This window comes from Duganella lactea (assembly GCF_009857505.1).
Classification (GTDB): domain Bacteria; phylum Pseudomonadota; class Gammaproteobacteria; order Burkholderiales; family Burkholderiaceae_D; genus Rugamonas; species Rugamonas lactea.
Window position 1 is genome coordinate 20,551 of record NZ_WWCP01000017.1, and the last position, 13,913, is coordinate 34,463.

12 protein-coding genes are annotated in these 13,913 nt (G+C 64.8%); 1 reads left to right on the forward strand and 11 read right to left on the reverse strand.

From position 1 onward, the window contains the following. Positions 1 to 21 precede the first annotated feature (21 nt). The 9 genes from GTP44_RS14915 to GTP44_RS14955 all read right to left on the reverse strand — a co-directional run bounded on the left by GTP44_RS14915 (position 22) and on the right by GTP44_RS14955 (position 10,519). On the reverse strand, positions 22 to 1,341 hold the full coding sequence (locus tag GTP44_RS14915) for a cytochrome c (protein WP_161020046.1): 1,320 nt from the start codon (positions 1,339 to 1,341) through the stop codon (positions 22 to 24). Then, a complete protein-coding gene (locus GTP44_RS14920) occupies positions 1,334 to 2,938 on the reverse strand; it encodes a GMC family oxidoreductase (protein WP_161020047.1) in 1,605 nt (534 codons plus the stop codon). The genes GTP44_RS14915 and GTP44_RS14920 overlap by 8 nt, the downstream gene beginning before the upstream one ends. A 19-nt stretch (positions 2,939 to 2,957) precedes the next feature. Further along, on the reverse strand, positions 2,958 to 3,422 hold the full coding sequence (locus GTP44_RS14925; RefSeq protein ID WP_161020048.1) for a sugar dehydrogenase complex small subunit: 465 nt from the start codon (positions 3,420 to 3,422) through the stop codon (positions 2,958 to 2,960). A 2-nt stretch (positions 3,423 to 3,424) separates the two neighbouring features. After that, positions 3,425 to 4,813, reverse strand: coding sequence for a cytochrome c (locus GTP44_RS14930; RefSeq protein ID WP_229256923.1), 1,389 nt, complete (start codon positions 4,811 to 4,813; stop codon positions 3,425 to 3,427). Next, positions 4,810 to 6,450 (reverse strand): GMC family oxidoreductase, encoded by a 1,641-nt coding sequence (locus tag GTP44_RS14935; RefSeq protein WP_161020049.1) that lies wholly within the window; start codon positions 6,448 to 6,450, stop codon positions 4,810 to 4,812. The genes GTP44_RS14930 and GTP44_RS14935 overlap by 4 nt, the downstream gene beginning before the upstream one ends. A gap of 11 nt (positions 6,451 to 6,461) precedes the next feature. Continuing rightward, on the reverse strand, positions 6,462 to 6,965 hold the full coding sequence (locus tag GTP44_RS14940; protein ID WP_161020050.1) for a sugar dehydrogenase complex small subunit: 504 nt from the start codon (positions 6,963 to 6,965) through the stop codon (positions 6,462 to 6,464). Between the two features lie 54 nt (positions 6,966 to 7,019). Next, positions 7,020 to 8,189 carry a porin gene (locus tag GTP44_RS14945; protein WP_161020051.1) on the reverse strand — a complete coding sequence of 390 codons (1,170 nt, stop codon included), beginning with the start codon at positions 8,187 to 8,189 and terminating at the stop codon, positions 7,020 to 7,022. Positions 8,190 to 8,277: 88 nt separating this feature from the next. Beyond that, positions 8,278 to 9,660: a sodium:solute symporter family protein gene (locus GTP44_RS14950; RefSeq protein ID WP_161020052.1), complete on the reverse strand. Its 1,383-nt coding sequence runs from the start codon at positions 9,658 to 9,660 to the stop codon at positions 8,278 to 8,280. A 40-nt stretch (positions 9,661 to 9,700) separates the two neighbouring features. Beyond that, positions 9,701 to 10,519 (reverse strand): IclR family transcriptional regulator, encoded by an 819-nt coding sequence (locus tag GTP44_RS14955; protein ID WP_161020053.1) that lies wholly within the window; start codon positions 10,517 to 10,519, stop codon positions 9,701 to 9,703. A gap of 231 nt (positions 10,520 to 10,750) precedes the next feature. Here GTP44_RS14955 and GTP44_RS14960 point away from each other — a divergent pair, with 231 nt between their 5' ends. After that, entirely contained in the window at positions 10,751 to 12,196 is a 1,446-nt protein-coding gene (locus GTP44_RS14960) for an NAD-dependent succinate-semialdehyde dehydrogenase (protein WP_161020054.1), read from the forward strand. Between the two features lies 1 nt (position 12,197). Here the strand turns inward: GTP44_RS14960 and GTP44_RS14965 are convergent, their stop codons facing one another. Both GTP44_RS14965 and GTP44_RS14970 read right to left on the reverse strand, forming a co-directional pair. Then, the gene (locus GTP44_RS14965; protein ID WP_229256924.1) at positions 12,198 to 13,274 is read right to left on the reverse strand and encodes an Rpn family recombination-promoting nuclease/putative transposase; all 1,077 of its coding nucleotides are present in this window, start codon (positions 13,272 to 13,274) and stop codon (positions 12,198 to 12,200) included. Positions 13,275 to 13,367: 93 nt separating this feature from the next. Beyond that, positions 13,368 to 13,910 (reverse strand): YaeQ family protein, encoded by a 543-nt coding sequence (locus GTP44_RS14970; protein ID WP_160992441.1) that lies wholly within the window; start codon positions 13,908 to 13,910, stop codon positions 13,368 to 13,370. Positions 13,911 to 13,913: the final 3 nt, after the last annotated feature.

The following is a 13,913-nucleotide window of genomic DNA, read 5'->3' on the forward strand; positions in this document are numbered from 1 at the left end:
TTGGCGGCGGAGATGAAACGGTTACGCCTTACTGTTGCGGCGGCGCCAGAGCAGCAGCAGGCCCAGCGCCAACATGACCAGCATTAACATGCCAGCACGCGCCAGCCACAGCAGCAGCGGGGCTTCGCCACCTTGGCGCAGGGCCGCCACACGATGCTCATCCGTGCCGGCTTTGCTGGCGCCGAAGGTGGTCATCACATAGTTGGTGACATCGGCGATTTGCTTGTCGCTCAGCTCGTGCGCGAAGCCGGGCATGCCCTGCCCCGCTTCTGGCCAGACGCCTGCCAGGATGGCCATGCTGACGTTGTCCGCGTTCGGCTGCCGCAACACGGTGTGATTGCGCAGCGCCGGCAGGCCGCGCACGCCGTCACCGTTGTTCTGGTGGCAGGAGGCGCAGTTGTTGCGATACAGCTGTTCGCCGGCGCTGGCCTTGCCGGCCAGTTCGACGATATCGCTGCCGGACACCGGCGGCACCACCGCTGCGGCAGCCGCAGCGGTGGCGGGCTTGGCGCCGGGCAGGTCGGACAGGTAGACGGCCATGGCCTTGATGTCGGCCGGGTCCATCTTGGCGAAGCTCTTGTCGATCGCTTCCAGCATCGGGCCGGCGGCGGTGGCGCCGTTTTTGGCGTGGCCGGTGCGCAGGTAGTCCATCAGCGCTTGCTGGTCCCAGCCGTTCGTGCCGGGCGTGATGGCCGGCGCGTACCAGGTGCCCAGCGAGCCGCCCTGCAGATACAGTTCGTGCTTCTCGGCCATCAGGAAGTTGCGCGGCGTGTGGCAGGTGCTGCAGTGTGCCAGACCCTGCGCCAGATAAGCGCCGCGGTTCCATTCCACCGATCTGCGCTGGTCGGCCACATAGGGTTGCGTTTCGACGAACAGCGCGTTCCACACCGCCATCGAGGCGCGGATGTTGAACGGGAACGGCAGCCGGGTTGGCGGCGCCTGCGTGTCACTGGCGGCAACGCCTTGCATGAAGTAGGCGTACAGCGCGGCCGTGTCCTCATCGCTCAGCTTGGCGTAGGCGGTGTACGGCATGGCCGGGTACAGATGGCTGCCGTCGGCGCGCACGCCGCCACGCACGGCGCGGCTGAACTGCTCCAGCGTGTAGCCGCCGATGCCGGCGTTGGCCGATGGCGTGATATTGGTCGAGTAGATCGTACCCAGCGGGCTGGAGATCGCCACGCCGCCGCTGAACGGCGCCTTGCCGGCTTGCGTATGGCAAGCAACGCAGTCGCCGGCCGTGGCCAGATACTTGCCACGTTCGATTTGCGCGCTATCGGCCGCGAAGGCGGTCGAGGCGATCAACAGGCCGCAGGCCAGCAGGGATTGCATCAGCTTAGCCATGACGTGCCTCCGACAGAATCTTGTCCGCGGTCCGCAGGGCCAGCGCCACGGCGGTCAGCGTGACGTTGCAGGTGCCGACGGTCGGCATGACGCCGGTGCCGACCATGTACAGATTGGTGTGATCGTGCGCGCGGCCGAACGGATCGGTCACGCTGGTCGCCGCGTCCTTGCCCATCGACAGCGTACCAATGATGTGCTGGCGATTGCTGAACGCGCCCGCCTTGCTGTGCTTGATGTTGGTCGCGCCCAGTTGCTTGGCGATCTCGTCGTAGCGCTTGCGGGTTTCCTCCGTGCCTTTGAGCACGTAGTCGTCCATATTCCAGTAGATGCTCGGCACCGGCAGACCCATCGCATCCTTGTTCTTGCCCAGGGTGACGCGGTTGTTCGGATCGGGCAGTTGCTCCAGCGCGTTCTTGATGCTGACGCGGCGCGACGCGCGGTCGCGGATCGCGCCTTCCAGCTTGACGCCATACACGCCTTCACCTATAAGCTCCTTGGTCACCGACGCCACTTGCGAAGCGTTCGAGATATCGATACGGAACGCGGCGGATTCGGAACGGAAGGCGCCGTCGCGGAAATCGCCGATCGAGCACGGGCTGACCGGACCGCGGCCCGGCCATACCGGCTCGTCCATGTCGAAGGTGACGCCGATGGCCGGGTGATCGCACAGATTGCGGCCGACGAAGCCATTGCTGTTGGCCATGCCGTTCGGGAACTTGTCGCTGGTCGACATCAACAGCAGGCGGGCCGATTCGATCGCGTTGGCGGCCAGCACGAAGGTCTTGCCGGTCACGCGGTGGCTGACTTTTTTCCAGTCATAGTAGTTGACGGCGACGATGGCACCGCTGGCGTCATGCTCGAAGCTGTACACCACCGCCTCGGTCACGATCGCCACGCCAGCTTGCTCGGCGCTGGCGGCCGAGATGCCGCCGTGGTATTGCGCGTCGATCGGGCACACCGGCATGCAGTTGTTGTTGCCGCAGCAGGCAGGACGGCCGTCGAAGCTGCGGCTGTTACGCGCGGTGCAATCGTCCTGCACCTTGAATTTCGGCGCCAGCCGCTCGCTCACGCGCTGCTGGAAGTACGAGGCCGGCACGCGGTCCATCGGGAACGGCTTGGCGCGCGGCGAACCGGTATCCGGGGCGCCGCCGACGCCGGCGATCACTTCCGCCTCGTAGTAGTACGGCTCCAGATCGTCATAGCTGATCGGCCAGTCCTTGCCGACACCATACATCGACTGGGTGCGAAAATCGCTCGGCAGGTTGCGCCACATCTGCGCCGCCCAGTGCCAGCTGGTGCCGCCCAGCATGCGGATGTACTGCGCCTGGAACGGGTGCGGGCCGGTCTGTTCAATGTACTTATTGGGTTCCGGCGAGAAGGTCGGGTGCGGTGCCATTTCCGAGAACGGATACGGCGCCATGAAGTCCGCCTTGAAGGCCGAATGGCGATAACGCTCGACCAGCTGGCCGCGTACCACGCGCGGGCCCGATTCCAGCATCAGCACGGAGCTGCCGGCCAGCGCCAGCTTGCGGGCCAGCAGCGAGCCGCAGATGCCGCCCCCGATCACGACCACATCGGCCGAATTAGTATTGTTCATAGCATTCTTTCAGAGTTGCTCAAGGCTTGGCCGACCATGTGCCGCAAGGGCCGTAGGAATAGCTCGGCGGCACCAGCACGTCGGCCACCGCCAGGTTGGACAGCGCGTCCACAAAGGTGACGCACACGGCTTTCTTGCCCTTGCCCACCACGCCCAGATACCAGCCTTGCAAAATCGCCTGCACCAGCGCCTTGTCCGGTTCGCCCTGCGCGGCCAGCGTGTCTTTCAGCTTCAGCAGCGCGGCGTCGAACTCCGGCGTGGCTTTTAGCAACGCCGCGTGCAGCGCCAGCGCCAGCGTGGCGTTCAGCGCGGTCTTGCCGGTCAATTCTTTGGACACGGCGATAAAGTCCTGCAAGCCCTGGCCGGCGGGCGCCAGCGCCGCCCTGGCGCGGGTGTTCAGCAGCAGTTGGCCGGCAACGCCGGACAGCATCACCGCGCCGACCACCTTCAGCGCGCCACGGCGCGACAGTGGATTCGTCTTCATCTTCATTCCCCTTGTTTGGATTGGGCGCGACGGCGCAACAGCACGATGATCAGCGCCGCCAGCGCCAGCAGGCCGACGATCATGGCCAGCCGCGCCAGTAACAGCAGGTTCGACTGTGGACCGCCCTGGCGGATCATCGCCACGTCCTCCACCTTGATGCCGGGCGCGCCGCCGCCATAGCTGACCTGGAGGTAGTTGGCCAGCGCCGCCACCTCGTCATTCGACAGGTGCTTGACGGCATTCGGCTGGTCGCCGAACGGCGGCATGAACACATGGCCGTCCTTGGTTTCCCGCTCCACGCCGAACAGGATGGTCGCCAGCAGATTGCTGTTGTTCATCATGGCCGAGTTGTGAAACAGGCTCGGGTAGTAGCCATCCTTGCTGCCCTGCCCGTTGAAACCGTGGCAGGACGCGCAGTTGGCCGAAAACACCTGCGCCCCCAGATGCGGCCCCTTGATGCTCTCGTTGTAGGTTTTGCCGCGGAAGCCAGGCAAGGCATTGCCGGCCTGGCCCTGATTGAAGCGCGCGACGGGCTGCTCGCCCGCCACCGGCGGCAGATCCTTGATGTAGACGGCGATGGCCCGCAGGTCGGCATCGCTCAGGCGGCTGAAGCTGTAGCTGATCGCCTCGGCCATGCTGCCCGCCGCCTGCGCCTTGCCTTCGACGCGGCCGGTGCGCAGATACCGCACCAGTTCCGCCTCGGTCCAGCTGCCGATGCCGGCGGTCGGATGCGAGGTGATGTTAGGGGCGTACCAAGGGCCCACCTGGGAACCGGTCAGGTACAGCTCCTTCTTCTCCTGCATCAGCAGGCCGCGCGGCGTGTGGCAGCTACTGCAGTGGGCGGCGCCGTCGGCTAGGTAGCGGCCGCGCAGCCATTGCTCGGAACGCTGCGGTTCCGGTTTCAACGGCTTGTTGTCGAGGAACATGGCGTTCCACACCTTCATCGAGGCGCGCACGCTCATCGGGAACGGCAGCTCGGTCGGCTTGGTGCCCTGCTCCACCGGCGTCACATCCTGCATGAAGTAGGCGTACATCGCGCGGATATCGTCGTCGGTCATCACCGCGTAGGCGTTGTACGGCATGGCCGGATACAGGTTCTGGCCATCGGCGCGGACGCCCTTGCGCACGGCGTCGCTGAACTGCTGTTCGGTGTAGTTGCCGATACCGTATTGCTTCGACGGCGTGATGTTGGTCGAGACGATGTTACCCACCGGCGAGGACAGCACCAGGCCGCCCGCCATCGCCTTGCCATGGCGCGCCGTGTGGCAGGCCATGCAATCCGAGGCGGTGGCGAGGTAGCGGCCGCGCTCCACGGTGGCGGCATCAAAGGTGGCGGCTTCGGCGTGCAGCGCCAGCGCCGCCAGCAGCATGAAGACAGTACGCATCATCATGCCCCCTTCAGCTGACGCACCATGGCGTCGGCTGCCTTGAAACCCAGTGACACCATGGTGATGGTGCTGTTGCCGCAGGCCGTGCTGGCCATGGCGCCGCCGCCCGGCAGGTACAGGTTCGCATGGTCGTGCGCGCGGCAGTCGGCGTTGACCACCGAGTTGGCCGGGTCGTTGCCCATGATGGTGCCGCCCATGATGTGCTTGCTCTGGTTGAACTTCGGGCTGATCTTGATGTCGGTCGCGCCCATGGCGGCGGCGATGCGCTTGCCGATCGGGATCGAGTACTGCTCGGCCGCCTTGCGCGTGTAGTCGCCAACATCGTAGTGGATGGCCGGCTTGGGCAGGCCCAGCCAGTCACGCTGGTCCGACAGCGTCAGGCGGTTGTTCGGGTCCGGCAGCACTTCATGCGCCAGCACGATGTCGGCGGTGCAGGCGGTCATGCGGCGGATTTCCGTGTCCAGCGCCTTGCCGACCAGGCCCTGCTTCAACGCGTTGAAGGTGACGAAGCGGTTGCGCGCGAAATTATTGAAGCGGAAGTAGGCGCCCGCGTGCTCGCCGCGGAAATCGCCTTGCGAGGTTTCCATGATGCCGCTGTTGACCACCGGGCCGACACCGGCCCAGTACGGTTCTTCCAGCGTCAGCGTCATGGTCAGCTGCGGGTGGTCCATCATGTTGCGGCCGACCTGGTCGGAACTGTTGGCCAGGCCGTTCGGGTTGCGGTCGTTCTTGGACATCAGCAGCAGCTTCGGCGTTTCGATGCCGTTACAGGCCAGCACGAACAGCTTGCCGGTCACGCGGTGCGACTGCTTGTTCTGGTCGAGGTAATGCACCGCCTCGATGTGATTGGCGGCATTGGTTTCGACGCGATAGGCGACCGCGTTGGGCGTGATCACCGCGCCCTTGGCCTCAATGCGCGACAGCGCGGTGGCGGCGTCGTACTTGGCGCCGACCGGGCAGACCGGCACGCAGTTGTTGTTGGCGCAGCAGGCCGGACGGTCATCATACGAGGTGCCGCTGTTGCGCGCCTGCGCGGTCGGGATGTTGTGGTAGCCGAGCGATTTGACCACGTCGGTGAAGCGCTGCTCGCCGGGGCCGAACGGCAGCGGCGGCATCGGGTAGGGTTGGGAGCGCAGGTCGTCACCCGGCGGCCATTGCAGGGCCGGGTCGGACGGGCCGCAGATGCCCAGTGTATGTTCGGTACGGGCGTAGTACGGCTCCAGCGTCTGGTAATCGAAAGCCCAGTCGCGGCCGACGCCGTATGTGCTTTGCAGGCGCATGTCGTCCGGCGTCAGGCGCCAGCAGGTGCCGGCCCAGTGCCAGGTCGAACCGCCGGCGTAGCGGATGAAGCTTTGCGCGTAGCGGTCCGGGCCGCTCAATTGCAGGTAGGCGTCTTCCGGCGTCTCCTGCGACGGCATCGGATGCGGCGCCCACGGCGCCGGCGGATAGCAGGACGAGGGATCGCCCTTCAGCGCCAGCGGCAGGTTGCGGAAATTTTCCACCACTTCGGCGCGGCTGACGCGCGGGCCGGCTTCCAGCATCTGCACGGAAATGCCGGCGTCCAGCAGGGTTTCGGCAATCGCCACGCCGACGACGCCGGTGCCGACGATGACCACGTCGGCGCTTGTTGAGATAGGCATGAATAAATCTTTCAGAAACTCGGCATCGGCGTCAGCGGCACGATAGGACGGCCCCACTGGTTCGGGCCGGAGAAGCCATAGGAAGGAATCGCCACCGCGTCGGCCGTGGTCTGATAGGTCAGCGCGGTTTCATAGGCGAACACCTGCGCGTCTTTCTTCGGCGACGAGCAGCCGCTGTACCAGGCGAAGATGATCCAGTGCGCGAAGTCCTGCAACGGCCCTGCCGGGATATCGGCGAAGAAGTCTTCCACTTGCCGCGCCTGTTTGGCGTTGGCGATGCCGATGATGGATTTCATCATCTGCGCATACTGCGGAAATTTTTGCGCGGCGGCGGCGGCCATGCGCGCGCCCACGCGGGCGTCCAGCCGGTGGTTGACCAGCAGCGCCGAGACCTGCATGAATTGCTCTTGCGGCGGGGCCGGCGCCAGTCCCCAGGCCGGCACGCCGCTCCAGGTCAGCCAGGTGGCCGACACGGTGGCCGCGCCCAGCAACAATTTGCGTCTAGTGAGTGCCATATGTTGTTTCACCTTGATCTTGGGCGCCTGCGCGGGAGCGCAGGCGCCATGTGCTTAGAACGCGTGGCGCAGACCTATGCCCAGCAGCATCTGGCTACGGTCCGAGGCGACCAGGCCCGATTGCGAAACGCCGATCGTGGCGTTGGCGTCGATCACGCTGACGCCGTTGGTGCCCAGGGTCTTGCCGCGCGCGCGCTGGGTCGATTCCAGGATGTAGATCGAGGTGCGTTTGGACAGCCAGTAAGCCTGTTGCAGCGCGAACTGGCGGTAGTTGGCGTTGTCGCTGATGCCGTTGGCGCGGTTGGCGCGGGTGTAGGTGAACCCTGCGCCCAGCAGCCACGGGCTGCTGGTCTGCCAGGTCGCCAGCAGCGCGCCGGTGTTGAAGGTGGCGGTGTCGCGGAACAGCGAGGCGCTGTTGGCGCGGTACTGCACGTTGCTGAACGAACCGCCCAGGCTCCAGTTGGATTGCTCGTAGCGGGTGGCGGCGGCCACGTACTGCACCTCGGACGCCGACAGGTAGCCGGCGTTGACCGCCGACTTGGAGAAACTGGTGGACGCATTCGGGTCCCAGTTGGTCTGGACAGGACCGTTTTTCAGCACCTGGTAGGCCAGCGCGTGGCGCCAGCCGCCGCCCTCATAGCGGATCGACGCGCTATGCGCGCCGCCGCTGCCGGCGTGGCCGGCCTGCTCGCCCGCCGCCACCATCGCGCTGGCGGTGAAACCGGCCCAGGTCGGCGAGGTGTACTTGACGGCGTTATTGCTGCGGATGGTGATGTCGAAGCCGTCGATATCGCCCGGGTGGTCGCCGGCCGCGCCGGTCACCGGCGGCACCGGACCGAGCGGATTGACGGCGTCGAAATACGACGAGTACTGGCGGCCGAGCGTCAGCGTGCCGCGTGTCTTGTCGCTCAGGCCGACGAAGGCGGCGCGGTTGAAGATGCTGCCGGCCTGACCGGCGGTGCCGTCATCGGCGTTGAAGCCGGCCTCCAGCTTGAAGATCGCCTTGGTGCCGCCGCCCAGATCCTCGCTGCCCTGGAAGCCCAGGCGATTGCCATCCTTGGAGCCGGAGCGCATATACGTCTTGGAGCCGCCCGGCAGGTTGTCGATATGCGTGATGCCGACATCGACGATGCCGTACATCGACACGTTCGATTGGGCGGCGGCCATGCCGGTGGCGCTGGACAGCAGCACGCCGCCCACGATCAGGAGTTGAGATTGTTTCATAGCTTTTCCAAATAAGGTCGCACCAAGCGACAAAAAAAACCAGGCGGCGCATCCACCTCCAATGCGACTTGCCTGGCCGAGCGCAGCGTCAGCGCGGGTTCCGCGACCAGCCGAGCAGCCGATCAACCAGAATTACAATCGCTGGTGTTACCAGCGCGATATACATATTGTCGATATCGCAGGGATCTCCCAGCAGATACCAGACCGTCGTGGTGACCGTCGCCGCCAGCAGGCCGGCGGTCGCGCCGCGGTTGCAGCCAAACAACGGCAGGTACAGGCCGATCAGGGCGACGACGGAAATCGACAGGCGCAAGGCGCGCGTAAAAAACGACAGCTGCAGCAAGCCCGGCGCCAACCAGGCGAACACCAGCGGCACCAGGCCGGTCGCCAACGCCAGCCAGCGGGTCACGCGGAATTCGCGTTCGGCCGAGGGCTGGTAAAACGGCACATAAAAATCTCTCACCACCAGCGAGGCGATGGCCAAGGCCACCGTGCTCACGCCGGCAAAAATCGCCGCCACCAGCGACACCGTCACCAGCCCGGCCAGGAACACATTCATGCTCTGCAAAAAGATCGGCAGCGCGTACAGGCTCTGCATATCCGGATACAGATAGCGCGCGGCGACGCCGATCAGTCCCAGCGCGAGGCCGAGCGGGATCGCCAGCGCGCCGGCGATGAAAGTCGCATTGCGCGCGCCATTGGCGCTGCGCGTCGACGAGATCGCCTGGATGATGTACTGCGTCGAAAAAATCGCCCCCACGTTACCGATAAAAAACGCCACGATGGTCGACGCGCCCAGCGTGCCGTCCCATGTGAAATACGCCGCCGGCAGCGCCGCCCGGATCGGCTCCACGCCACCGGTCATGCTCAGCGCCACCGCCAGCACGATCAACACGCCCAGGTACTTGAGCGCGCTGTGCCAGATGTTCACGTAGGCCAGGCTCTTCATGCCGCCCAACGCGAAGTAAAACGTGCTGACCACCGCGATCAGCAGCGCGGCCAGCGGCAGGCTTATGTGCAGCACGGTGGCGATCGCCGCCGCGCCGCTGAGGTAGTTACCGATATTCACCAGCAACAGCGCATAAATCATGATCAGCGACACGATCAACTGCGTCGAGCGGCCGTAGCGCTGGAAGATCGCGCCGGAGATCGTGTACTCGCCCGAGTTGTACAGCTTGCGCGCCAGCAGCATCCCGAACAGCGGGAAGCCGATGGCGGTGCTGAGCACGGCCCACGACGCGGCCATGCCCGATTCGAACGCGCCCTGCGCGGTACCGATGGTGGACTTGGCGCCGACGAATTCGGACACCATCAAAATCCCCACCACCAGCGCCGGCATGCTGCGGGCGCCCACCATGAACTCGCTCGACGACTTGCTGCGCGAGCGGGCCGTCAGCCACGCGGTCAATGCAATGTAGAACACCACCATCGCAATGATGATCAGCGTATCGGCCGGTCCGAACGTGCTCATGTATCCATCTTCCCCTCTGGCTGCGCCGAAGCGTGGCGGCCTAGTTGATCGCCGTCCCCGCATAAGCGCCGGTTGCGTGCAACGATCTCGACAACTGCTGCGCCGCGTCCAGCACCGCCTGCAGCGCGTTGTCCTGGAACTGCTGCAAGCTGCCGCGGTGCGCCGGCGCCGCCACGCTCAAGGCCGCCACCGGCATGCCGTCGATATCGAGCACCGGCGCCGCCAGCACATACAAGCCGCTGACGGTTTCCTGGTTCGACGCCGCGTAGCCGAGGCCGCGAATATCCTGCAGGCGCGCCAGCAGCGCGTCCAGATCGGTCAGCGTGGTCGCGGTCAGTTGCACCCGCGGCTGGCCCTCCAGTACCTGAATCTGCCGCTCGCGCGGCAGCCAGGCCAGAATCACCTGCCCCACCGCGCTGGAATACGCCGCCACCCGGCTGCCGATGCGCACATCGACACCCAGCTGCGTCAGGCCGGCCTGCACGCGTTCCACATACATCACGCTGCTGCCATCGAGCACGCCGATCGATGCCGCCTCGTTGACCTCGCCCACCAGGCCGCGCAGGATGGGCCGCGCGCGCGTGCGCAGGTCCGAGCGGCCAATCGCGTGAAACCCCAGGTCCAGCACTTTCAGCGACAGCCGGAACAGCCGGCTGTTGTCGACCTTGTCGACATAGCCCAAGCTGACCAGCGTGTTGAGGAAGCGGAACGCGGTGGCGTTGTCCAGTCCGGCCTTGCGGGCCACTTCGGCCATCGTCAGTTCCGGTTCCTGCGCGGTGAAGGCCTGCAACACCTTGAAGCCCTTGGCAAGGGACTGCACGGTGTTCTTGGTATCTGCCGGCGCGGCGGTTGGTTTCATGGTTAATCTCATCAATAGTTCGGATAGCGAATTGTACTCTTTCTGGAAAATTCGGAATGCGAACTTTAATTCGAACAGTGAAAATTATATTGCGGTTTTTAGTTAACCTCAAGCAAAACTGTATAAGACCCGCTTTTGGTGGAGGAATACGGAGTTGATGAATTTCTGGCAAAGTAGCGCTTGCACGCGCGTTGAAACAGCCGCGCGCCCTGACATGAATGGAGATTTCCTATGACGACCGTTACCTATCCAGACGTACGCTTACTGATCGCCAATGAGTGGACCGACGCCACCGGCGGCAAGACGATTCCCGTGGTGAACCCGGCCACCGGCAAGCCGATCGGCACCGTGGCCCACGCCAGCATCGCCGACCTGGACCGCGCGCTGGCTGCGGCACAAAAGGGTTTTGACGCCTGGCGCAAAGTGCCGGCGTTCGAGCGCACCGCCACGCTGCGGCGCGCCGCCGCCCTGCTGCGCGAGCGCGCCGACGAAATCGCCCGCCTGCTGACGCAGGAACAGGGCAAGCCGCTGGCCCAGGCGCGCGCCGAGGCGCTGGCCGGCGCCGACATCATCGACTGGTTCGCCGCCGAAGGCATGCGCGTGTACGGCCGTATCGTGCCGTCGCGTAATCCGGCGGCGCAGCAGCTGGTGCTGAAAGAGCCGGTGGGCCCGGTGGCGGCGTTCACGCCGTGGAACTTCCCGATCAACCAGGTGGTGCGCAAGCTGGCGGCGGCGCTGGCCACCGGCTGCTCCTTCCTGTGCAAGGCGCCGGAAGAGACCCCGGCCTCGCCGGCGGCGCTGTTCCAGTGCTTTATCGACGCCGGCGTGCCGGCGGGCACGGTGGGCCTGGTGTTTGGCGATCCGGCCGAGATTTCAAACTACCTGATTCCGCATCCGGTGATCCGCAAGGTGACCTTCACCGGTTCCACGCCGGTGGGCAAGCAGCTGGCGGCGCTGGCTGGCGCGCACATGAAGCGCGTGACCATGGAGCTGGGCGGCCATGCGCCGGTCATCGTGGCGGAAGACGCCGACGTGGCGCTGGCCGTGGAAGCCGCCGGCGGCGCCAAGTTCCGCAACGCCGGCCAGGTGTGCATCTCGCCGACCCGCTTCCTGGTGCACAACAGCATCAAGGACGAATTCACCCGCGCGATGGTGGCCCATGCCGAGCGTCTGCAACTGGGCAATGGCCTGGTCGAAGGCACGACCCTGGGGCCGCTGGCCAATCCGCGCCGCGTGGCGGCGATGACGCAGTTTGTCGACGATGCCCGCGCCAAGGGCGCCAACGTGATCACCGGCGGCGCGCGCGTGGGCGCGGAAGGCAACTTCTTTGCGCCGACCATTCTGGCCGACGTGCCGCTGAACGCAAGTGTGTTCAATGATGAGCCGTTTGGCCCGCTGGCAGCGATCCGCGGTTTCGACACGCTCGATGAAGCGATCGCCGAATCCAACCGTCTGCCGTTTGGCCTGGCGGGCTATGCGTTTACGCGTTCGATCAAGAATACGCACCAGTTGATGCACAACGTGGAAGTCGGCATGCTGTGGCTGAATCAACCGGCCACGCCGAGCGCCGAGATGCCGTTCGGCGGCGTCAAGGATTCGGGCTACGGCTCGGAAGGCGGCCCGGAAGCGCTGGAAGCCTACCTGAACACCAAGTCGGTATCGCTGCTGGGCGTCTGATCTAATCGGCCTGGTCCCCGGCAAACAATTGGCGGGGGCTGGCGCCGTTAAACAGCGCCTCGATCCAGTCAGTCAGCTGCTCAGGGTTGGCGGCAGCGATTTTTACCGCCACATTGGTTGGCATGTGTTCCTGACTGAGGCGGCGGCGCAGCACCCGCTGCAAGGCGAGTCGCTCACCTTGCTGTCGACCTGCTTCGAGACCTTGTTCGAGACCTTGTTCCAGACCTTCTTCCAGACCTTGCTCCCGGCCTTGCTGCAATCCTTCAACAATGGCTTGAGCGCGGGCCTTGGCGATAGGACGTTCAAACATTCCCGGATCGAACATTTCATCGTAAGTGAATTTACGTCGCATCTTCATGGTGAATGCCTCCTCCAGATCCATGCTAGTCGCCACCACAGCGTCTTGCAAGGTGATCTGAATCCAGCGCGTCAGGCTTTCTCGCGCCGGGTCCAGATCGCGTTCGCGTATCCGCTCCGCCACGGCATCCAATGCCCCACGCATCTCGGCATCCGTGACCGCGCTTAACAAACGAAATAACAGGCTGACGATATTGGCACGGTTGCCGGCGTGATGCCGGTCAATCAGCAGATACTGCTGGCTGGCCTGAAAGTGCTCCAGCCCGGCGGGCGCCGGCAGCATCAGCTCAGCCAACCGCGTTGCCGCACGCCACGGACGACTGCCGTCATACAGAACGATGGGCAACACCGGCGGCAACTTGCCGTGTTTGCTCAGTTTGTGCTGCGCCACCAGATCCTGATACAGCAAGCCCACATACACCTGCATGCGCAGCGCCATCCATTTATCCGGCCGCGACTGGAACTCCAGCAGAATATACACATACACCCAGTCACCGCCGATGTGCGCCCGCCATACGACATCCTCATGCCGCGCCCGGCCCTGGTCGCTGGCGTAGCTCGCGTTGACCCGCTCGAACGCCCGCACCGGCAACGCCGGCGCCCAGTCGGCCGCAAGAAACCCCGCCACCAAATCGCGCACGATTTCCGGGTGGGCGAACAACTGCTTGTACAGGATGTCGGCGCTGGCGCTCATGAAAATGATTGTAGCTTTCGCCATCATTGCCGAGTGCGCCAGGAAGCGAGCCCGGTTTGGCTCTCCTCAATAAAACGGCGCAGAGCAATTCCGGTGTCAGGTCTGACACCGGAATTTGGGTTAGCGCTCGGCTTTGAGCACTTCGCGAGTGATTTCGACGGTGTCGGTGCCGTCGGTCAGCCAGATCTGGCCGTCCTGGATCGTGCATTGCAGCTGCATCGTGCGCTGCGCCATCTTGCTCAGCTGCTCGGTGGCGGTGGCGTCCAGATCCACCACGGTCAGGTTCTTGCAGCGCTCGACCTTGTTGGCCAGGCCTTTCCACCAGATGTGGCTGGTGGCGGCGTAGCTGTACACGTAGACGTGCTCGGAGCGGCCACATGCTTTCAGGATCACCTTCTCGTCCGGCTGGCCGACCTGGATCGACAGTTCGATCGCGCCCGTCAGGTCCTTGTGCCACAGGTCGGGCTCTTCCACGTCGAACAGGCCCTTGGTGAAGGTCAGCGCTTCGTTGGCGTGGATGGCGAAGGCCACCAGGCGCACCATCATGCGCTCGTCGGTTTCCGAGGGATGGCGCGCCAGCGTCAGTTGGTGCGTTTCGTAGTAGTTGCGGTCCATGTCCGCAATCGACAGTTCGGCTTTGTAAATTGTTGCTTTGAGGGCCATCTG